General features: G+C 33.6%; 19 protein-coding genes and 3 pseudogenes. 3 read left to right on the forward strand and 19 right to left on the reverse strand.

Annotated elements, in window-relative coordinates:
- Window positions 1–192: 192 nt before the first annotated feature.
- The 13 genes and pseudogenes from HMPREF1040_RS01230 to HMPREF1040_RS01290 form a co-directional block, all read right to left on the reverse strand.
- Window positions 193–1,800 (reverse strand): hypothetical protein, encoded by a 1,608-nt coding sequence (locus HMPREF1040_RS01230; protein WP_007392103.1) that lies wholly within the window; start codon window positions 1,798–1,800, stop codon window positions 193–195.
- On the reverse strand, window positions 1,797–2,828 hold the full coding sequence (locus HMPREF1040_RS01235; protein WP_007392037.1) for a hypothetical protein: 1,032 nt from the start codon (window positions 2,826–2,828) through the stop codon (window positions 1,797–1,799). The genes HMPREF1040_RS01230 and HMPREF1040_RS01235 overlap by 4 nt, the downstream gene beginning before the upstream one ends.
- A gap of 79 nt (window positions 2,829–2,907) precedes the next feature.
- Window positions 2,908–3,717 (reverse strand): annotated as a pseudogene (locus HMPREF1040_RS01240) (VirD4-like conjugal transfer protein, CD1115 family); the annotation flags it as partial.
- An 11-nt stretch (window positions 3,718–3,728) separates the two neighbouring features.
- Entirely contained in the window at window positions 3,729–3,914 is a 186-nt protein-coding gene (locus HMPREF1040_RS01245) for a transposon-encoded TnpW family protein (protein ID WP_007392092.1), read from the reverse strand.
- A 136-nt stretch (window positions 3,915–4,050) separates the two neighbouring features.
- Entirely contained in the window at window positions 4,051–5,169 is a 1,119-nt protein-coding gene (locus HMPREF1040_RS01250) for a hypothetical protein (protein WP_007392135.1), read from the reverse strand.
- A 503-nt stretch (window positions 5,170–5,672) separates the two neighbouring features.
- Window positions 5,673–6,140 carry a hypothetical protein gene (locus HMPREF1040_RS08170; protein WP_007392097.1) on the reverse strand — a complete coding sequence of 156 codons (468 nt, stop codon included), beginning with the start codon at window positions 6,138–6,140 and terminating at the stop codon, window positions 5,673–5,675.
- 121 nt (window positions 6,141–6,261) lie between these two features.
- On the reverse strand, window positions 6,262–6,834 hold the full coding sequence (locus HMPREF1040_RS01265; protein WP_007392118.1) for a hypothetical protein: 573 nt from the start codon (window positions 6,832–6,834) through the stop codon (window positions 6,262–6,264).
- A 102-nt stretch (window positions 6,835–6,936) separates the two neighbouring features.
- Window positions 6,937–7,218, reverse strand: coding sequence for a hypothetical protein (locus tag HMPREF1040_RS08175; RefSeq protein WP_218015426.1), 282 nt, complete (start codon window positions 7,216–7,218; stop codon window positions 6,937–6,939).
- Window positions 7,219–7,351: 133 nt separating this feature from the next.
- Window positions 7,352–7,618, reverse strand: a complete 267-nt coding sequence (locus tag HMPREF1040_RS01270) for a DUF3847 domain-containing protein (protein WP_007392015.1) — start codon at window positions 7,616–7,618, stop codon at window positions 7,352–7,354.
- Between the two features lie 68 nt (window positions 7,619–7,686).
- Window positions 7,687–8,103, reverse strand: a pseudogene (locus tag HMPREF1040_RS01275) (sigma-70 family RNA polymerase sigma factor).
- 179 nt (window positions 8,104–8,282) lie between these two features.
- Entirely contained in the window at window positions 8,283–8,747 is a 465-nt protein-coding gene (locus tag HMPREF1040_RS01280; protein WP_007392053.1) for a hypothetical protein, read from the reverse strand.
- Window positions 8,731–9,066: a hypothetical protein gene (locus HMPREF1040_RS08180; RefSeq protein WP_007392104.1), complete on the reverse strand. Its 336-nt coding sequence runs from the start codon at window positions 9,064–9,066 to the stop codon at window positions 8,731–8,733. Before HMPREF1040_RS08180 ends, HMPREF1040_RS01280 begins: the two co-directional genes overlap by 17 nt.
- Window positions 9,067–9,389: 323 nt before the next feature.
- The gene (locus HMPREF1040_RS01290) at window positions 9,390–9,914 is read right to left on the reverse strand and encodes a PadR family transcriptional regulator (RefSeq protein WP_007392012.1); all 525 of its coding nucleotides are present in this window, start codon (window positions 9,912–9,914) and stop codon (window positions 9,390–9,392) included.
- Between the two features lie 375 nt (window positions 9,915–10,289).
- Between HMPREF1040_RS01290 and mobC the strand changes: the two genes are divergently transcribed.
- Window positions 10,290–10,646, forward strand: coding sequence for a plasmid mobilization relaxosome protein MobC (mobC, locus tag HMPREF1040_RS01295; protein ID WP_007392016.1), 357 nt, complete (start codon window positions 10,290–10,292; stop codon window positions 10,644–10,646).
- Window positions 10,647–10,652: 6 nt separating this feature from the next.
- On the forward strand, window positions 10,653–11,975 hold the full coding sequence (locus tag HMPREF1040_RS01300; RefSeq protein WP_036257243.1) for a relaxase/mobilization nuclease domain-containing protein: 1,323 nt from the start codon (window positions 10,653–10,655) through the stop codon (window positions 11,973–11,975).
- 20 nt (window positions 11,976–11,995) lie between these two features.
- Here HMPREF1040_RS01300 and HMPREF1040_RS01305 read toward each other — a convergent pair whose 3' ends face one another.
- The 3 genes and pseudogenes from HMPREF1040_RS01305 to HMPREF1040_RS01315 all read right to left on the reverse strand — a co-directional run bounded on the left by HMPREF1040_RS01305 (window position 11,996) and on the right by HMPREF1040_RS01315 (window position 16,733).
- Window positions 11,996–15,772 (reverse strand): hypothetical protein, encoded by a 3,777-nt coding sequence (locus HMPREF1040_RS01305; protein ID WP_007392071.1) that lies wholly within the window; start codon window positions 15,770–15,772, stop codon window positions 11,996–11,998.
- 9 nt (window positions 15,773–15,781) lie between these two features.
- Window positions 15,782–15,988, reverse strand: a complete 207-nt coding sequence (locus tag HMPREF1040_RS01310; RefSeq protein ID WP_007392052.1) for a helix-turn-helix transcriptional regulator — start codon at window positions 15,986–15,988, stop codon at window positions 15,782–15,784.
- A 34-nt stretch (window positions 15,989–16,022) separates the two neighbouring features.
- Window positions 16,023–16,733: pseudogene (locus HMPREF1040_RS01315) on the reverse strand (DNA-binding protein).
- 473 nt (window positions 16,734–17,206) lie between these two features.
- Here HMPREF1040_RS01315 and HMPREF1040_RS08260 point away from each other — a divergent pair.
- A complete protein-coding gene (locus tag HMPREF1040_RS08260; RefSeq protein WP_007392112.1) occupies window positions 17,207–17,518 on the forward strand; it encodes a hypothetical protein in 312 nt (103 codons plus the stop codon).
- Between the two features lie 216 nt (window positions 17,519–17,734).
- Here the strand turns inward: HMPREF1040_RS08260 and HMPREF1040_RS01325 are convergent, their stop codons facing one another.
- The 3 genes from HMPREF1040_RS01325 to HMPREF1040_RS01335 all read right to left on the reverse strand — a co-directional run bounded on the left by HMPREF1040_RS01325 (window position 17,735) and on the right by HMPREF1040_RS01335 (window position 20,634).
- The gene (locus HMPREF1040_RS01325) at window positions 17,735–17,986 is read right to left on the reverse strand and encodes an anti-phage BREX system Lon protease BrxL (RefSeq protein WP_369688066.1); all 252 of its coding nucleotides are present in this window, start codon (window positions 17,984–17,986) and stop codon (window positions 17,735–17,737) included.
- A 70-nt stretch (window positions 17,987–18,056) separates the two neighbouring features.
- Window positions 18,057–19,724, reverse strand: coding sequence for a BREX-1 system phosphatase PglZ type A (gene pglZ, locus HMPREF1040_RS01330; protein ID WP_218015427.1), 1,668 nt, complete (start codon window positions 19,722–19,724; stop codon window positions 18,057–18,059).
- A complete protein-coding gene (locus HMPREF1040_RS01335) occupies window positions 19,714–20,634 on the reverse strand; it encodes a GIY-YIG nuclease family protein (protein WP_007392074.1) in 921 nt (306 codons plus the stop codon). The genes pglZ and HMPREF1040_RS01335 overlap by 11 nt, the downstream gene beginning before the upstream one ends.
- Between the last annotated feature and the right edge of the window lie 8 nt (window positions 20,635–20,642).

Here is a 20,642-nt window from a genome sequence, read left to right on the forward strand (position 1 = left end):
TTTTCTCTTTTTTAATTTCAAATAAAAAAAGCGACTGGAATTATTACTTTTCCAATCGCTACACTTCTTGCTATTTAGTTTTTCTTTAAGTGGGGCTTCTTATCCTTATCATTTTTCCTCCTTTTGTTGCACAAAAAAAGACGATAAAATTTAATTTCTATCGTCTCCTTGTCTATTCTACAAATTATTTGATTATTTTATTTTAATTGACATTAAATGTAATTTTTCTATGAAATTATTTACATAAGTTTGTTGTAGCATTTTATAGTTTTGATGGTCACTATAATTGATATCATTTACTCCGTTAATTGACTCATATTTCAAATTTTCTTCTTCTTTAAGTGTCGTTGTAAAAATAATTTGGTTTTTAAGTTCAAAAAATTTATCTAAAACTCTCTGCTCTCTTTCAGTAGAAAGATCTTCCGCTCTAAATGAATCTACGACTATTGGATAATCGTGCATCAACACTTTTGCAAAAGCATACATTCTTGCTAAATGAAACTGTGTTCCTTCGCTCCCAGAGTAAGTTTTATTTCTTGAAGTGAAAATATCTATATATTTATTCGTAACTGAAAAGTCAATATATTCATTGAATGAGTTCATTTCATTGACAATTCGCTCTAATACCATCTTAGACTCTTCATTACTAGATTCGCTCTTAGATGAAATCAACTCAACCTGTCCATCAATGCTTTCAATTTCTTTCATAATTTCACTTAATCTTTTATCATCATCTTGTGTGCCATTCAAGTTAATCTTTGCAACTAATAATTCTTCAAGAGAGATATCTTCTGTCTCTAAAATATCATTCATTTTCTTTTGTTGAACAGTTATCTCAGCTGATAAACGATTAATTTCTTCTCTATAAATTTCAATTTTTTCTTCAATTGATTTTATAATTTGAGATCTCATCGTTGAAGTTGAAATATCAAAATTAAACTCTGCTTCTGCACTTTCATAGGAAATATGATTTGAGCCACAGTCCATACAAGAAATTTGACCAACATTCATAGTTCTATTCAGCGATCTTAATTCTTTTATAACCAACTCATTTTTTGTTTTACGTTTAATTGCATTATTTAAATCTCTGTTTAAGAAAGTGATTAACTCTTTAGTTATCTCAACTTCTCTTAATTTTTCATCTAATGCTAGCTGTTTATTAGTATAACTTAAAGTCTCTAAAGCAATATTGTTTTTCTTTAATATCTTATTCTTTTTTAACAGATTATCTTTCTCCGTCTTTAGTTTACTTTTTCTATTTTTTAATTCTTCAATACTTTGATTCAAATCAAAACTATTATCTATTCCATACATTGAGTACAACATATTAATGAAGTCAGCCTTTTTTAACCAACCACTATTAATAATATCATGAGTGACTTTTTTATCTTGACCAGTAAAAAACACCTGTACCAATAGTTCTAAATCCGCGAGCCTTTCCCTACTATTTTTTACTATTATTGGTAACTTATGTATATTCTTATCCCAATAGTATTTGAACTCCGAGATGTTATCAAACACGTAAATTTCATGATCCTTTTTAATAACAAAGTTATTTTTTCGTCTACATATATCAAAGAGCTCTCCATCCAATTCTAGTGTTAAAATAAAGTAATATTCTTCATAATCAAAAGAAGATGGGAATACCGGATTATTTCCCATACAGTATAATATTGATTGGATAACTATCGTTTTACCTTTGTTGTTATCATCACTATATAAAATATTAAATCCTTCGCTAAATTTGTCTTCTAGAAAAGCTTCTGTTGCGTTTCCAATAAAAATTGATTTTATCATCATAATTCTAGTCCGTCCTTTATTTTAGAAATAAAGTACTTAAGAGACAGTACATTAAAATGACGACAACGATTTTTCAAATCCTTATCTAATTTATTAAAGATTTCATTTATATCATCATTTGGATTATTTGTAATCAATCTATATACTTCTTCAAATAACTTCCAATAATCATCTTGTGAGGATGTATCAAATAATGCTTTTGAAAAATCTAATTGGCAGTCCTCAAGTAAATTTTTTCGATTTTCTTCAGGATACTTAGAATAAATAGGAATGAATGAAATAGGTAACTTCCCACCCACTACTTCTTGAGTTAAAATTCTGTTTAATACCAATATTTTGATTTCTGTCACAGTTAAATGTCTACCATAACTAATCGCGTCGTTTGGTAACGATAGTGTAATATCTTCAACTATTCTATTATTCTTCTTACCCGATTGTGTATTCATTATTTCATTAAAAATTGCAACTAAAACCTCATCCTTCGGGATAATTAAAGGATTTAATCTAATTATTTTTTTTACATACTCGCTTTTTTCTTTGTCATCTATAACAAAGTAAATTTTGCTTAAAAAATCATTGATTTTATCATCAGTAATTTCTGCGTCATTAATATATGTCTTACTCTTGCACTCTTCTTTTAATCCCTCTATTATCTTTTCTAATGCAGATACTTCCACATTAGAAACATCAAAGCTATTAATGTTATTATCTATTCTAACTGTATTACTTACTCCACCTAAAAATAAGATAAAACAAGAAAACTCAAAGTCACTCAAATAATTTTTATAAAGAGTAACAAGTTCCTTTCCTATCATCTTTGGTGAAGAATTTTTAGCTCCTTTTGACTGAACATCCCACATCTTATCCGCCATTTTACACATTCCAGTTAAATCGTTAAAAAAATCAACTACAAAGTAATATACTTCGTCACTATCTTCTCTAAAATTCATGAGATAAAGTAATGCTTTAGTTTCAGTCTCGGAGGCGGCAGGACGTAGGCGTTCAGATGACTTCACAATATAAGTCAATCTAAACCCCTCCTATTTATATTCTATATAATTATATCATATAAATAGCAATTTTTCACCTCCTATACTACATTTTGCATCAAATGTCAACCCTATTAATTATAGAGCTAACGTTTAATATTACTTCGCCTTTTCTCTTAATATAATCTTCTATATCAAACACATTCTTTTTATCATAATCTTCAAGTAGCTTATAATTCTTATGCTTTGTAATATCGAATTTATCTGATAGAAACGGTCTGACACCTCGAAGCTGAAAAATACATTTACTGCCATCCATAACTGTTATCTCGTCTTGGCTCATCAGCTCTTTTCCTGTCTTTTGATAATTCAGTCCATAGCTATTGGCATTAGACCTTGTTTCCGAAGTGTTATATAGGTCTATGGTTTCTTTACCCAGTGTTTCAGATAGTTCTTTAAGTGTTGTCTTTTCCTTTCCTCCAAGAAACAATGTACTATCACAGTTACCCACAATCGTATCTGCATTATCCTTATAGATTTCCTTTAGCTGAGATTGTGACTGCAAGATAATACTTGCTGAAATCTCTCTACTTCGGATTGTTGCAATCAATTTCTCGAATTTGGAAATTAAGCCTATATTTGCAAACTCATCAAGCAAGCACCTTACATGAACAGGTAATCTTCCCCCGTACCCATCATCTGCCTTATCACAAAGCAAATTAAATAACTGTGAGTACATGATGGATACAACAAAGTTAAACGTATCATCTGTATCTGAAATAATAACAAAGAGTGCTGATTTTCTATCTCCTAACGTATCAAGCTCATCTTCACTCATAAGGTCTCTAAGTTCCTTAATATCAAAAGGAGCAAGCCTTGCACCACATGAAATAAGAATAGACTTTGCTGTTTTTCCTGTTGCTACTTGTCAAGGACTTTTTAATCAAAATCATCTTTTTTTTCATCCGATTTTCTCCTAAGTTCCCTCAACATTATTCTTGTCAACTTATCTTGCATTGTTTCTGTCGCATTTTCATTGAAATGGACAACAACCTCATAGGTGGTCTTTCCAATCTTTCTCTTTGTGCTAATGCCGTTTTTATCCTTATTTTTCAGTTCTTCCATAAATTCTCCTTTCCGTTTTTGGGATTTTTAACAACAAAAAAGGAAGTGTCGGCAATTTGCTTTTACTTCCTCTTGGTAATATCCTATTTGATTTTTTACTTCGACAAACTGAGATTTGTCGAGATATTCAATACTATTATTCATGACTGACTAAAATATTATGCCCTTCATTTCTTTCAGTACTTTTATATGCATCAAATATGTGTTCTACTTTACCAAATTGTAAATCAAACAATCGTGTTGATGTTTCATTAACATTGTATGGTATTAAATAAAATTTTTCTCCTCCACATTTTCTACGGACGGTATCAACAATATCAAAAGTTCTCTTAACCAATATGTTATCTTTATAATACATATTATCCTTATCTATGCAGTACATTTTATTCAAGTATGCCAATAATAAAGATGATAGTTTATATACATATGGCAAGTAATCATATTGTTCTATTATCTCAATTTCAGTGTTTGATAAATTTTTATAAGAAATCTCTTTAAAGTCAAATGCACAATCCAATAATGCTGGTTCAAATATGCATAATGATTCAAATTTTTGCCCATCTAAAGATAAGCCTTCATATATTGTTTTTCCATATTCTTCATGTCTATGAATAAACTCAGTATCAGCTTTTTCATTCTTAGAAAAAATACTTTTTCTATAACATTGCTTTCTAAACAAATATGTATAATCTCCAAGTATTGCTGACAAATCATTCGCATAAGCTCTTTCATACGATATCTTATAACTGCTACTCTTTTCTATAAATGACTCAATTGAATTAATCGTCCATATCCATTGCTTTCTCCAAAAAATAGCAAATAAAAGAGTAACCTTTTTATGACTCGAATATTCATATAGAACTTCATATTTATACTTCGGCAGTTCAAATGTTTGCTTGTCACCATCAACCAATTTTACCTCAACTAAAATAGTCGCTGTATCTGTCTCATTTCCAGCTTCAAATATAATTTCATAATCTGGCACTTGTATTGTTTCTTTACTTTTTTCGGGAAATTGTTCTTGTCCTAATGGAACAATACTTCTTACCCAAGGCAAAAGAGAAAATATACGCATGAATAAATCTTCCGCAGCATATCCCTTCTCAAATCTTGGATATTCTGAAATTAGTTTTTCATCTGTAACTGTCCTTTCTAAAAGTTTTTTAATTTCTTCATCATCAAAAGGTTTTCCACTATCTCTAGCACATTTTGCAAGATCATAAACATTTCTTATTGATTGTATTGAATGAGCCATACTTTTATCTCCTAACAATTTGAATTTGTCAATTTCTCGTCCATCCTATTATATCAATTTTCTCATATTTCCCATATCTTATCATTCCATCAAACTGAATATTCATTCTTGTAACCATATTTTATTTAACCCACTACAAAACGGTGGTAACCGTTTTAAGACTCTTTTTCTTTTTGGCTTATCCTTTTGTACCTATTTTGCATTTAGAAACAAAATAGAGTGCTTACACCGTCTTTTAAGGCTATCTTAAAGGTGATCTCCTATCATATATTCCTCAATCATCGGAATTCGGTTTTTATCACTCAGTTTCTTTCGTAATTCTTCCTCGTCTTTCTCGTACCAATGAAGCAAGGTTGCATAATGGTCTTGATAGGTCTTACCACTGCTTTGCATATATCTTGATAGCTTTTCAATCATTGTGTTTGTGTGGCTTTTTAACTTTTCCTTTAGCCTTTGATATTCTTCAGCGCTTAGATTGACATTTTGAAATTCCCCGTAGGTTTTTAAATTTTGGGGTGGGGATTTTCTTCTTCTCCTCTCCCTTTATCTATACTACCCTTATCTAACCTGTCCTTACCTATCCTATCCTGTGTATCCAAAGCGGATACATTTTGGATATAAATACGCTCCGTTTTCTCATAAAGGTTGTTGTTACTGATGTTTAGATAGCTTTTTTCGTCTTTATAGATCGTCCCCTTATACCTATCTTTCTGAATGTAGTTGTTTCGTTTCCAATGGGTAATTACAATAATTCCGCTCTCAAACACAATCACAAAGCCTTTGATAACTAATATCTTAAAATCATCTTCACTCGCTCCTATCATTCTCAAGATTGTTTTGGGGTTTCCTACAAATCCGTCATCATCGGCACTCATATTCAAGTGCATATAAAGTGCCTGTGAGGATAAAGGCATTTCTAAAAACATATCGCACCAAATAATGGACTTGGAAAACATTCGTCTTTCTGCCATTTTTCTCTCCTCTCTTTATCCTACGCAAAAAGGGGTAACAAATCATTACTCCCCTCATAGTCTTTAAGGAAGTCGTGATTTACGACCCCCTTAATTTTTGATGTTATCCCATTTCGGGACTTCATCTTTCCTCATTCCTGTAATAATCCTTTGTCTTTTCCTTTCGTTTTTCGTAGACTTCTTGTTGTTCTTGGTATTTCTTAATCTGTGCAATGACACGCGGTTTTTCTCCTCTCTTGATTGCCTTATCAATCTCGATAGATAGGTCTATGCCATAATCCTCATTGACCATTTTTACGGCATACTTAATATGATTGATTTGCTCGTATTCGTCTTTTATTCGCTGAGATTGATGGTTTAAGTTCTTTATCTCTTGTTCAAGGCTTTTGATCTCTTTCTTCCAACTCTTTGGCTTTAAGGCACTTTCTCCGCTTAGTTTTTCAATCTGTCCTTTTGCTCTTTGGTATTTTTCGATTTCCTCTTGATAGGCATTGTAGAAGCTGTCTTTGAACAAAAAGGTTTTACCTTTCCACTCCTCATAAACCTTTCTGTTTGCTTTGATGATGTCTGCATAGACAAGGCATTGATGAAGTGTTTCTATTCTTTGGGTTTTAGATTTGATGTCCTGATAGATGTTCTTATTCTTGCCTTGTAGTTCGGTGATTTTCCTTTGTAAATCTGCAATGGTCTGCAATTTGTTATCGGATAGATATATCCTTGCTTTGTAAAATCGGTTAAGGTCTGCTCCTATCTTTTTGTTGCTTGCATAGAGGTTTAGTTTTCTCGCTTTTTCTCCCTATACGTCATAATAAATACTGATGTATTCATAAAGATTAAAAAGTTCCGCTTTGTTCTCATATTCTTCTTTCTTCTCTTGTTTGTACTGCTCATATTTTTCAAATAAGAGTTTAATAAAATCATTCAGCCAAGAGGTGAGTTCAGCTATTCTTTCTCGGACTGCTCTCACAATGGAATTATGCTTTATGATTTCTCGGTTGATGTTTCCTTTCTCGGTTTCTACTCCTTTTCTTTCTAAGGCACTGGCACTTGCTCCTAAATGAATGATCGGGATTTGCAATCATCTTTGCTACTCCTCTTTTGCTCCCTGCAAGGGTAAAGGCTCCGCAGGACGCAAGGACACCCTTTAGGGTGTATAATTGCGCCCTTAGAAAATCTAAGGGAATTGCGATTATACGATGTCCTTGCTTTTCTTATCTTTTTTGAAATGTTCTTTGTAAGATAGCCTTTATTTCTTGATTACTTTTCTCGCTTGCTCCCTCAATAAACCTTTCTAAGATTGCTCCTCGTTCTATCAATCTATGGTTTCGCTTTTTGCGTTCTTCAAGGCTCGCTTGCTTTCTGATTTTCTTTTCCTGATTTTTTAACTGCACCAACTTCTTTTCGTACTTTTCAAGCTCATTTTCTTTGAGTTCAATTTCCGATTTTACTTTTTGTAGTTCTGTCCTATTGTCTTTCATATCCATTCCTCGCTTTCATCTTTATGAGAAAAGGTTAAGCACATTTCGCACTTAACCTTTTCGCTTTATTAGATTTTACCCTCTAAGAGTTTTCTTAATTTCTCTAAAATCTTATCCCTCCTTTTCCCAATTGCCTGATAGCTTCTGTTTTTTCTTTATCCAATAGACCGAAAACTCTCCTCTCTGAAAAATATGGCAGTAATGATGTCCCTTTCTTCTTCTGTAAGGGTAGCTGATGCCTTATTCAGTTCTTCAATTTGCATTTTTACTTTTACAATTTTTTCAATATCCATACTTTCATCTGCGATGTTATCTATAAAATGACCATCATAATCGAATACAGAAAAGGGAAGTACGTTATACTTCCAATCTTTTCTTTGGAGATATTTTTCGTGTTCCGTTATTCTCCAGTAAGCTCTGTATATTTCCTCATTTACCTTAACCGCTTTTCCTTGGACATAAAGGAAATATTCTTTTTTATCCATTATGTAATCCTCCTTTTTCTGCTCTCTGATTTTGGTTTTTGAGCATAAAAAAGGAGGACTTCTACACTTTGGCGTAAACAGTCCTCTCGTATCAAAAAAAGTTTTCTATTAAAATTAACCTGTTATTTTTTATCATTTCAAAATATCATTTTATTTCAACCTCCTTGTAGTTTTCTTACTCAAAATTCTTCAATAATTCCTCGATAGCCGTTCGCTTTCTCTATCAAGCTTCCCTTTACACCCATTGTAAAAGCAATATCACTACTACGAATAGCTAAGAGTTTATCCCCGACTTTTATTTCTAACATCTTCATCAAATCATTTGAAAGATATACCGTATTTTCTTTTAGTGAAAGCCAACCGTATTTTCTTCCTTTATAAGCAATCAACTCCCCCTCGCTCAAACTTCTGTCTGCTAAACTTGGATTTTCTTCCAAAACATTTTTGAGTGTTGAATGGGAAAGTAAAAGTTCGGTCATTACACTAAATCCTCCTGTTTGCTTACTTCCTGAAACAATATAAATGTGATTTTCTTCTTTTAGCTTATATTCATCTACCGCCATTCTCGGAAAGATCAGTTCTCCATTTACTCTTATCCTCGACCAACCAAAAATATACTTCCCACCTTTAGTCATTTGTGGCATTTATCTCGCACTCCTCTAAAGCTTTTTTAGTAATCCTAATTGCACCTAAACTATGAATACGAACAACAAGGTGTGAATCATTATCTGCATACCATTGTAATTTTTCTAAGTACGGTTTGACATAGTATGGTTTCCTTTTCCCTATTACTCCAAATATTTCAGGTGCTTCTATACGAACTCGTTCACCCTGATCTAATATCATTTTATAAAATGTATCTAATTTGTCGTAAAATAGTTCAGGAGCATTAGTCGCAATATTTTCACAAGCCCATACAAAAGAAAGTCTAACTTTTTCTACCTCGTCTTCTTTCATTTCCATTATTTTATCTAAAAAAGGTATAATCAGATTTTTATCAGCTCTACCTATTCTTCCTAATGCATTTACGGAACGCTCTCTTAATTTAGGTGAATCATTCTTTAAGTAAGCTGCAATATCTTCAACATATTTTTAATTTTCACAGGATTATTTAGTCCCATTTCACCAATGAGCCATAACACCTTTGCCTTTACATCAACAGAATACTTTCCATTTAATTTTGTTGCAACTTAATCAATAACTATGCTCCAATTTTCTTTGTTCTTTGTTATCTTTCTTAATTCTTTTAGTATCTCCTTATCATCTTCTATGTTTTTCATTTCGCATTACCTCTCAAAATATACTTTTTTAAAGTCATTTATCCAATCATTTAATGCCTCAGATAACAATACTTGTTGGTTTAAAATAGATTTTGCACATACAGAAATTTCTTTCCTTTCCATTTCTAACTTGCTTACTGCATTTTTATACTTCTTAATTTCTGTTTCAATATTATCTACAATTTCTTTTTCCTCAGAATTAGAAAGCATTCCCATATTGATAACAACTGCATTAAAATCTAAAAATACATTAACCATTTGAACGGATATTTTCTTCATCATTTCGAGAAAATACTTTTCTCCATCTTCTGTAATACGATAAATAGACTTTTCCGGCATATTCCCTTCTCTTGACAAATTGCCTATTATGTATCCTTTTTCTTCTAACTGAATTACTTTTTTATAAATTGATGGAGTGCTAACTTTAACCCATTTAGAAATATTTCTATACTCAACATTCTTTTGTAAGTCATACGCACTTTGTTCTTTTTCTTTAATCATTCCTAAAACTATTAAATCAATCGTTGACATATTATCCCTCCATATTAAAAACTACTATAAATTATATCACTATATTTTATAGTAGTCAATGTTATATAATTGTATAAAAGACCATGATATTCTTAAGAAAAAATTATTTTTTGTATCAAAGGGCATCCAAAATTATCTAAATCAATTAACTAAATTTTCATTTTTATGCTATAATATTTTATATAATTAAATAAACGCTTAACGCTTGCTATTTAAATCATTCTTATGTGGCTTATGTAGCAAGCACAGTAAGTGTACGGACACTTACTGAAAATTGATGAAGCAGAACCTTTATGGACTGCTTCTTTTTTTATCAATTTTACCTTGTTAGGGAGAACCCTAAAACCCCAATATTTTATGATAAGGAGATATACTATGGATAATAGAAAAAGAAATAATCAGCTAAAAATATATTTAACAGATGAAGAAAAAGAAATTTTTGAAAAGAAAATGAAACTTGCTAATTGCAAAACTATGTCCCACTTTCTTAGAAAATGTGTATTGGAAAAAGAAATTTATGTTGTAGATTTAGAACCATTTAGAAACCTACAATGGCTACTTTCGAATGCAACAAATAATATAAATCAGATTGCAAAAGCTACTAATACAACTGGCATTATTTACAAAAATGAAATCGAATCGATAAATAAACAGATAGAAAAATTATCAAGAGAAATATGGCAGATCCACCCCCTACTTCTAAATAAATCAAAGGAAAGTTCTGGTGATTAGTATGCAATCACAAAAATACATCCTATAAAATCAACTCTAAATTGGGCAATAGATTACATTACTAAGAGTGAAAAAACTGATGAAAAAATCTTAGTAAGCACTCATAAATGTCACGAACCAACTACTCACACTCAGTTTTTAAGGACACGAAATGACGCAGGAACAAAAGGAACCGTTCTTGCAAGACATCTCATTCAATCATTTTTACCGGGAGAAACAAGTCCTGAATTGGCTCACCAGATTGGTATGAAGCTGTGTAAAAAGATCCTCAAAGATGAGTACGAATTTGTCTTATCTACTCACGTATATAAGGGGCATATCCACAATCACATCATCTTCAATAATGTAAATATGGTAACAGGTAGGTGCTACCAGTCTAACAAGAAAAGCTACCACCAAATCCGTTATCAGAGTGATAAACTCTGCAAAGAGAATAACCTCTCTGTCATTGACGAATACTACGAAAGATTTAAGAAAAAGTATAAGACGAACGACAAGTCCTGGTATGAAAATGAGCAAGCCAAGAACGGTACTTCTTGGAAAAGTAGGCTCCAATTTGACATTGACAGAATGATAAAACAATCCAAAGACTGGGACAAATTCTTAAAGAATATAGCGAATCTCGGATATGAAATCAAATACGGCAAGCACATCGCTTTTAAGCATAAAGACAAGGAAAGATTTACAAGGGCAAAGACTATCGGAGAAGATTATACAGAAGAAAGACTCAAGGAAAGAATCACAGAAAATGCCAATCAAAAAACATTCACCGTTAAAAAGCGTGTCGGAAATATTATTGATATTAAGAACAATGAGAAGGCACAATCAAGCAAGGGATATGAATTCTGGGCTACCAAACACAACCTGCAAGTAGCTTCAGATACCGTTATTTTAATGCGTGAAAAAGGCTTTAAATCTATTGCTCAGCCTGATGATTTTATTAAGAAAAGTGCTGATAAAAGGCAAAGTCTGCAAGAAGAAATCAAGGTGCTTGACGAGAAGATAGCCACCCTTTCCACCACTATGGAACAAGTCCATACCGTGACAAAATACCGACAAATTTATCAAGCTTATAAAAAAGAACCGACCGACAAAGCCTTTGCCTGTGAACACAAAGCAGAAATTCTCTTGTATGAAAAAGCCTTTGCCTACCTTAAAAAATCGTACTCTAAAATGCCTAATTCCAAGCAGATTTTTGAGGAACTTGAAAAACTAAAAAAAAAGAATACACTTATGCAAGAGTATTCTTCCTCAAAAACCGAGATGACCGAACTGTATCAAATCAGGAAAAACTACGAGAGATATATGGGGAAAGAGATGGAGCGGTAGAAAAAAGCCTACCTCTCTTTCTACAATAGATGCGTATCAACAGTAGTATTTTTTAATCGTTTTGGGAGCATAATTCGTTGACCATTCTTGTCTTTGCGTGGTCTAACATAACCTGATTTTATTAACGCTTGCCCGACTCTCTCTTTATACGCATTATCTAATAAAGGTCGTTTCTTCTCCCAAACATTTGATAAATCAGAAACTTCTAAAACTGAAGATATATATTTCTTCAAAGTATTTATATCATCTTTGTTATCTATCTTTGTTGCAATCCACGAAACCTTTGTATCGACACTTATGGTTTGCGATTTTAATGCATAGTTCATAAAGTTTTCATTAAGATTCTTGTTTGACAGTTTCTCCAACTTATTATTCCTATATAATGAATCAATAAACTCATCTTTTAACTCAAACCGATCAAAGGAATTACATATATAGTCAATATTCTCCGAAGATAAATCTCCCTGTATGATGGCTTCTATAATGGATTTTTTAGTTGGCTTTATTCTTTCAATTAAAACACTATCATTTATTAAGCTTATCAAATTCAGAGAATTTTCATCCGAAATCCCACTATTAACTAAGCTGTATACCAACTCATCGGGAAGTTCATACTTTAATAGTATATTTACAACGGCTTCTTCTATATCTTTGTCATTACCATTTGCCAGCGAGGTCAATTCGCCATAATACGAGTTATTCAACAATACTTCTATATTCTTTTCCGTCACTTCAATCAACCTATGGTCAACTAAAGTAATAACTCTACCTTGTGTAAGTTTATGATTGATATTGCTTATTGGTTTATTTGCAAATTTTATGACGAACGCAAAAATTTTATCACTTACTGAGGCATCATTTATAAGCGTATTGCAAATAGTTACATTATTTTTTAATACATCTTCATTGTTATTTTCATCCAGGTTATTATCGAGATATTTAATAAAATCATCACTATATTCCTCAACCATGTCCCAATATACTGCTATGTTATCTGAACAGAACTTGACCTTATTTTTACGCAATAAGCAATCCAGTATAATTGTAGTTGTGGAGCTGTCTTTTAGAGCATTTAAGCTTGAAATTACTGTTTCATTTCTTTCTAAATACGCAAGCTTATATTCTTCAGAAATATCAGAAAGAAGGATTTTAAACAGTATATCCTCATTGTTGTGATAGTCTTCTTCACTCTCATTTTCATCTATATAGTTGGAAATAATACTCGAAAAATTGTCCTCTATATACTCCTTGCTCGATAAAAGTTGTGGAGATTTATAAATCTCATTCAACAAGTTTCCGTAATCTATAGTCTTCTCTAATATTGCTTCGGTAATAAATATTAAATTCTTCAAATTCAACTTGTACGCCCGAATTTGCTCAATCGCTTCCAACCTTACTTTATCACAATTTGCTGCTGACACATCTTCAAACTTCATGCCTCCAGAACGAATGTTATCAATGAAAATATCGAATTGTTCCTCCGGTATTAAAGATATTATATTCTCATTTTGTTCTATATATGTCTTAAATAAATCGAATTTATCTAATTCAATAGTTTTATGTGTTAAAACTGAAATCAATATATTTTGAAATGTTCCACTGTTTTCAGCTTCGCAGAATTCCAGAGTACTAACGAGCCTATCCACATTTTTTTCAAACAGCATATTAGAATAGAGCCTAACTATATCTAAGTCAAACTCGTCTAAAATTTTTAGCAAATCATTATACTTGTCATTTATATCAACTGAATCAACAATAGCTACTATATTTTCAGTTTGTTTTTTCTCCAAACAAGTCTTTAATACTTTCTTATTCAATATATTGAAACGACTAAAATCAGATAGTTTTAAGCGGTTTACTATCTCATTAGGTGTTTCGACATCCAAAAAAATATCAAGAGATTTGCCTTCTTTTAATCCTTTCATATATATCATGTCATTTCTCTTTAATATATTTGACGTATCTACATTAAAATTGCCCTTATAATACCAGTATGTTTCATCCAATAATCCCTCTACAATTAAAAATCTAATTAGAGGGAAATAATGACTTTCCACAATGTCAAATCCATCAATTGAAAATAATTCATCCCTTTGTTCAGCAGTCAACTTAGAGATTATTTCTTTATAACTATATATCTCAATATCTTTGACTTGTTTTTTTATTTTTTCTCTATCTAAGTTAAGTTTATTTATTTCAACAGAGAAGTCTTCTGGGAATTTTTCAACTAATGCCTTTTTTTCATCATCAGTTAAAACATATCTATTTAAAAAATCATTATAAGTAAAGTATTGACTACCATTTGGATACTTAATGTCAATACTATTATCAGGATTTTTACTCCAATCTTTTAGAAATTGTGACATTGTTTTAGATTGATTATTATATGGTCTTACATCAGTAGAAATCATCAATGCCATTGCTTCAAACTTATCATTTGCAATTCTACTATTTATAAATTTAATATTCTCATCTATTTTTTCCAGCTTCTGTTTAAGATTGCTAACAACTTTTTTCTTATTGTACTCTAACTCATCAAATATAGTTCTTATAAATCCTTTATCTTCCTGCAAAAGATCGAATTCATTGGGAAATATATTTTTCAAGGTAATTAAAGCAAATAGCTTGTTACTCTCCAGCTCAATTTGACCTAATGGTATGATTTCAGAATATACTATATATTCATTAACTATATTTTTTAGAAGCCTCATATCGTCCACATACAAGGAAATATCAACTAATAAACTTCTCTCCGGTGCATTTTCTACCCCTTTCAAAAGTTCAATAAGCTCGTTTTCTGATGTTTTTGAATCCACAATAGGCACAATAGGTAAAATAAAGTCGAAGAATTTAGTTCTGTTCTTAGAGAAAAATAGGCTGTCTTTAAGCATGTATACAAATCGCACAGGCTTATTATCTCCGTTTATCTTTGAATAATGATTTAACAGAAAATTAAGCTCTCTCAATTTTGTATAAATAGATGTGCTGTTATATCTATCTAAATCTTCAAAAACAACAACTTTTGTACCGGAGCTTCTTAGTAAATAAACTAACTCTTTAATGTCTCTATCCAATACGGACTCATCACTCTTATCATCATTTATATTCGCTTCCGCACCTTTGAATGTTATTTTAGAAATTCTAAACTTATTCCCTCTATAGAATATATACAAATAATAAAACAATGGCACAAACAACAATAGCGAACATAAAAATATTAGAGATTTCCCATCGAAATTTTTATGCAACTCGTTAACAAAAAGTAAAAAAGTATCTCTCGTTATCCAAAGAAGTATTGAACATATTATTGAAAGAAACGCCAATGACTGTAAGCATATGTTCTGAATGCTTTTATTTGATTTAAAACCATATTTACTAAGTGGTATTTTCTTTGATTCTATCTGAGATAGAATCTGATTAATGAGCTGTCTTTCCACTCTATTGTCATCATCTATATCCACTGTTTTTCGATTTTCATTTATAAGTTTGCCCTCAATACCATCAGTTTCTGAGTTGGCAAGTTTAGTCACCGATACTTCTTTTAGACTATCGTCATCACTAATATTATTTTTATATTTACCCAAAGAAACAGTAATTACATTGCTTAATCCCTTTTGATGAACATAAGTGTTCCACACGGTACTTTTCCCAGAACCATATATGCCAGTAATAGCAATATTTTTTATGTCGTCATTACTGAAAGCATAATCAAGTGCTTCCGTATATATTTGCTTATTTTCTTTTAATACTTCCGGAGTTAGTGCATTGAATTTATTATGTTTTATTTCGTCCGCCATTTACATCACCTATCTTTCTTTATCAATACAAATCAAATCTCCAATATCTGCACCCAATTCATCACAAATCTTTCCAAGAATAGATAGTGATACTGGCTCACCTTTAGCCATCTTTGCTACTGTTGTTGGTGAAATGCCTGTCCCATCAATTAAGTCTTTCTTTTTCATATTATTGTCTATCAATAATTTCCACAAACCATTATAATTAAATTTCATTATTACGCCCCTTTACTCCATGTATATGGATTTTTCATATATTATTATAGCACGTTTTATGAGCAACTATAACTTTAAAATAAAAAAAGAGTCGGTGCAGTCCTAAGACCACACCGACCGTAAATTTATCTCTCAGCTTCTTTGCTTGCTTCTTTCTTTTCTTCCTGTCTTTTCTTCCTGTCTTTTCTTCCTGTCCTTTCATCTTTTCCTTTTCCTTTAACAGCTTTAAAAAAAGTATCCTGATGTTAGTATGTTCCTTGCCATTATCGTCAACGGAAGTTCTGATTTGTCCAAAGAGTTTTACAAAATCTCCCTGCTCAAAGTCCTTTGGAATATCACTTTTTTCTCCATAAGCTGAACAATTATGATATACCTTGTTTCCTTCATCATCTTGGGATACTACAGAGAAATTCGCCACCTTAAAGACTTCTCCATTCTTGTTTTCCCTTTCTACTACATCGACCTCTCCACCAATATTTCCGACAATATTGATAAGAGTATTCTTTTCTTCCTAAACATAGGGCAGATCTTTTATCTGCCCCTGTTCTCTTAAATCCTCAATCATATAGTCAAATTCCTCATGCAGTAAATTGACGGTGTCATTGTCCATATAGGCATCGTATAGTTTGACTAATGCACTTTCATCGTTAATGCCCTTTTCCATACTGATAATCTCCTTAACAAAGTCCCTATAGTTATCATTTACCATATCTTCAATTCTATCTCTCATTGTTTTGTAATCCATGTTTTTATCTCCTTTCATGGCAAAAGGGAGGTTGCCCTCCCCTTATCTTAAAATTTCCTGTTCTTTTGTTTTTTGCTTTTCTTCAATTTTACTTTCATTTTGATAAGCTCTTATCTGTCCTAAAATAGATGGCCTATCCTCTGATTTTTGTGTGTTTTCTTCTTTGCTATGAAGATTGTCCTCCACATCATAAGTTGACTCAAAATAATCACTGTCCTAAAAGTCATTGTCATATCTATCAGGAATACCATCATTATAGCGGTCTTTAGAAAGCGGATCATAGAAGTTGGCTTCATCGTCAATATCAAGTCCTGTTGCTGCTCTTAAATCTTAGGAATCAACATAAACTAAATCGCTAAAAGAGGACACATTTATAATGTGATAAGACATATGTTACAGAAATAAAAGAAAAAAGAGAGGAACTTTGATACAATAGGTTTTACCACAAACTCAAGTATCAAAGGAGACCTCTCATGAAAATTATAACCGAAGAAATGTGTTTTCGCCAACGTTTATGTGAATATGCAATAAAACACGGGATAACACGTGCCGCAAGAAGATATTATACAAATAAATGGTTTGTATATTGGCAGCTAAAAAAATATGATGGCACCGTCAGGAGTCTTGTACTGAAATCAAGAAGACCGCATAGTAATTCTAAGGATCATAAAAAAGAAGAATTGGACTTAATACAAGGGATGCTGAAGCGTAACGGCGTGTACGGATTGGTCAAAGTTTACGTTAAATGCAGAGCAAAAGGATATAAAAGAAGTTTTACAAGATAAAATTAAGAAGGTCTGGACGGACCATACTCCCCGTGACAGAATGGCAAAGTTGAACGAAGTCATAGAGAAGATGGAAAAATTCTTTATGGAAGAAAAGTCTTTACAAGTGAACAAGAACTGATAAAACAAGTAGCAAAACATGAAACCGGATATAATAAAACAGCGAAGACCTGTCTTACTTTCAAAAATCCTAACCAAGTTGTGTCGGAATACTTCTCAACGTGTAACATATGTGTTGACAACTAAGATAACTGTGTGGCCGCCACAACTGCGAAGTCTTGACAAAATCTTCTGTGCTTCATCCGGTCTTACAAAGTTATCGGCAAGAATGCGCTTTACATTCTGCACACCCTGATCGATAACCTCATCATCGTCGGAACTACAATATTGGACCAACAAAAATTCTGGGACATAAACCGGCACATTGGCACCCTCCTTGATTTTCTCAGTCAAGTCTTTGCAAACAATCTTGCCATCAAAGTTTTAACGCAGTTTGTCCTTTATTATTTCGCGAGGGCTTGCGCCCACTTCAAGATTGTCACTCTTTCCTGCTCCTTCCGAATAAGCCCTTAACTGAAAAAATCAAACTCATCGACGGCAATGCGATGTCAATCCGGAACGCTTCTTTCTTCGGCATCTGCAGACCTGTTTCATCTGCGATGACTAAATAGTAGCTTGCTCTATTATCATATTTCAGTGATTTCAGGTTGAAGCTACAGCGGAATGTGCACTCCTGTCCCTTATCACCGGTCTTGTCCGCAATAATCTTTACGGTATCACTTATCTGCTTTCCATCGGAATCAACAAAATACAGCAGATAGTTTGCTGCACTGCGGTTATCGCCAACCACATCCTTCTGATAAAAGTTCAGTGAGAATATCATATTGCTAATTTTACGGCTTGCAGAAAGAAGTCCAACTTCTACCGGCTTCGTGTCATACGTAGCCTTGTTACGCTGATACGCCTTTGAATCGTTACGAAGATAATGATATTCAATAACCGGAACCACCATCTCCTGAAGGCTGATGCCACCATGCACGAAATTAAGTCCTCCACCTTTCTTCTTGATACGGACGCTTTCCCTCGGCGCAAAGGCATCGTAACCAGCGTCCATAAACTTCACCGGAAGTAAGTAGTCCGGAGTTGCTCCTTTACGAGTAATCAGATAGCGACGATCAATTTCCACATCCTGCTCACTTGGTGTTGTCTTATCTACCTTAGCATCCTCAGACAGAGGACTGTAGGTATAGAGGAATCCGTGGTCAGCGGTAATGTAAACACGAGTACCACCGAAGTCATTACGGATGATTCTTACCATGTTTTTGATTTCTTCAATTGCATCATCACATGCCGGAAATACCATACTGTCAGACGTATGACTGGCCTCATCCACCTTGTCATGATAGATATAAACGACATCCATACCCTTAACAAACGCACTTCTCTCCGCACGCTTCATCGGTGCAATATCTTTATATTTCAAGGCTACGCTATTGCTATTTGCAGCCTTGAGAACTTTATCCCTGTTCCCTGCATCTGTAGACATTCCATCTGCCAGAATCTGAAGATCCCCATTACTGCGCTCACTGACGGTTAGCTGCTTATGCGGCAAAAGTGCAGCCATACCGAATTTTGTAACAGTAGGGAAGATACCTGCACAAGAACCAAGCGTAACCTTACTCTGCGTCTCACTACGAAGCTGTTCTGCCAGAGATACCGCCACCTCATAACAGAAGGCATCCGAGATGATGACAAACACTCGATTTCCCTCACTCTTAACATTCTGATTATAAAAGTCCACTTGCTGAGCTACTTCCATAATGCGACCATATTTCGCCAATTCATCGGCACAGACCTCGGACCAATTCTTGCCCAACTCGCCAAGGAACCAGTGCGTATAAAGACCTTCCACCGTATCGGTTACCTGCTTGAAAAGATCATCCAAATGGTCGTTGCCAACGGTCAGACTCTTTCCAAACGCCAAGTGATACTGCCGATAATAGGTATCCATGTAGTAGTAGTCCTCAGTATACTCTTTCCAGACATTTCTTGCCTCTACGGTATGGAAGCCTGCAGAGTGTTCCAGGAAGAATGACTGCATCTTTGCCACCTGAAGAATCCCCTCGTAGTAGCATTCCACATCCTCATACCCCGCCAGTGTCCGACGCTTTTCAACAGGAACCTGCACCTTAACCTTATGTTTCATCTGTTTGCTCCGTGTCATGGCTGGATTCCAATGATTTTAGAGTTTTTCCATCAGCAGTTTTCCAACTTGTAAGGCCATTAGCACTTTTGCCAATAACAAACATCGCTGCATATGACGGACTGGTAAAAAGCATATCTTCCTGTAACACGCCTTGCTCATCAATCAATGCATTTTTCCTTCGTTCTTTTATAACAGCAGGAATAGTATTGTCATCGGCAAGAGAAATGTGGCTTCCCTTGAATACGACAAATCCCTCTGATGTTTGCGAACCATCAGCCTCAACTTTTCCAATCTTCTTTATAGTCCGTTCAAGGTGTAAGTTGGAATGATCCTTCAGAATAGCTGAGGTACCTTTTGCTGCTTGAGATACCGTCTTACTGATAGGCTCAAATAATTTGTGACCGAGGGTGCCCATAATTACCTTCGCATAGTCAATGAACTCCTCCATCTCGCTTTCTTCCTCTTCTGTAATGTTGCCGGGAGTCGGATCGTTGCCATTCTTGACCTCATACCGGTTAGCTTCAAGTGCGAGATTGCAGAAGCGGTTTTCAAGATAGCTAATTTCAGTCGGGCCGAAAGAATTGTTGGATGTAGTAAAGATAATGGCCTCTGTCCAATAATCCTTCTCCGGATTGCGCTTGTGCTCCTGCAGACGATTGAGAATACCCTCGCCGTTCTTACGTGCACCAGCCTGCCCGATATATACGACGCCCTTGCCCGTCTCATCAGAAGTCCCAAAAAGGAAGTAAACTCCGCTCTGTTTCAGGTCATCGCGTTCTTTACACTTGTCGAGTTCTGTTCTCGGAATCTTATAGGCAACACCCGTCCAGTTTGCGAGAGTGCATTTGATTCTACCTCCAGCCTCACCGTCCATCAAGAATAATTGTATGTTCTTTCCGCGTGTCGCCATCAGTCAGC

It is taken from the genome of Megasphaera sp. UPII 135-E, from assembly GCF_000221545.1.
Classification (GTDB): Bacteria; Bacillota; Negativicutes; order Veillonellales; family Megasphaeraceae; genus Megasphaera; species Megasphaera hutchinsoni.

What these genes read in the sequence shown, in the direction of transcription:
- HMPREF1040_RS08170 (WP_007392097.1), bottom strand. Translation starts at nt 6,140, where the DNA reads ATGGCAGAAAGACGAATGTTTTCCAAGTCCATTATTTGGTGCGATATG.
- HMPREF1040_RS01230 (WP_007392103.1), bottom strand. Translation starts at nt 1,800, where the DNA reads ATGATGATAAAATCAATTTTTATTGGAAACGCAACAGAAGCTTTTCTA.
- mobC (WP_007392016.1), top strand. Translation starts at nt 10,290, where the DNA reads ATGGATAATAGAAAAAGAAATAATCAGCTAAAAATATATTTAACAGAT.
- HMPREF1040_RS01310 (WP_007392052.1), bottom strand. Translation starts at nt 15,988, where the DNA reads ATGAAATTTAATTATAATGGTTTGTGGAAATTATTGATAGACAATAAT.
- HMPREF1040_RS01335 (WP_007392074.1), bottom strand. Translation starts at nt 20,634, where the DNA reads ATGGCGACACGCGGAAAGAACATACAATTATTCTTGATGGACGGTGAG.
- HMPREF1040_RS01270 (WP_007392015.1), bottom strand. Translation starts at nt 7,618, where the DNA reads ATGAAAGACAATAGGACAGAACTACAAAAAGTAAAATCGGAAATTGAA.
- HMPREF1040_RS08180 (WP_007392104.1), bottom strand. Translation starts at nt 9,066, where the DNA reads ATGGAAATGAAAGAAGACGAGGTAGAAAAAGTTAGACTTTCTTTTGTA.
- HMPREF1040_RS01280 (WP_007392053.1), bottom strand. Translation starts at nt 8,747, where the DNA reads ATGCCACAAATGACTAAAGGTGGGAAGTATATTTTTGGTTGGTCGAGG.
- HMPREF1040_RS01245 (WP_007392092.1), bottom strand. Translation starts at nt 3,914, where the DNA reads ATGGAAGAACTGAAAAATAAGGATAAAAACGGCATTAGCACAAAGAGA.
- pglZ (WP_218015427.1), bottom strand. Translation starts at nt 19,724, where the DNA reads ATGAAACATAAGGTTAAGGTGCAGGTTCCTGTTGAAAAGCGTCGGACA.
- HMPREF1040_RS01305 (WP_007392071.1), bottom strand. Translation starts at nt 15,772, where the DNA reads ATGGCGGACGAAATAAAACATAATAAATTCAATGCACTAACTCCGGAA.
- HMPREF1040_RS01250 (WP_007392135.1), bottom strand. Translation starts at nt 5,169, where the DNA reads ATGGCTCATTCAATACAATCAATAAGAAATGTTTATGATCTTGCAAAA.
- HMPREF1040_RS01290 (WP_007392012.1), bottom strand. Translation starts at nt 9,914, where the DNA reads ATGTCAACGATTGATTTAATAGTTTTAGGAATGATTAAAGAAAAAGAA.
- HMPREF1040_RS08260 (WP_007392112.1), top strand. Translation starts at nt 17,207, where the DNA reads ATGAAAATTATAACCGAAGAAATGTGTTTTCGCCAACGTTTATGTGAA.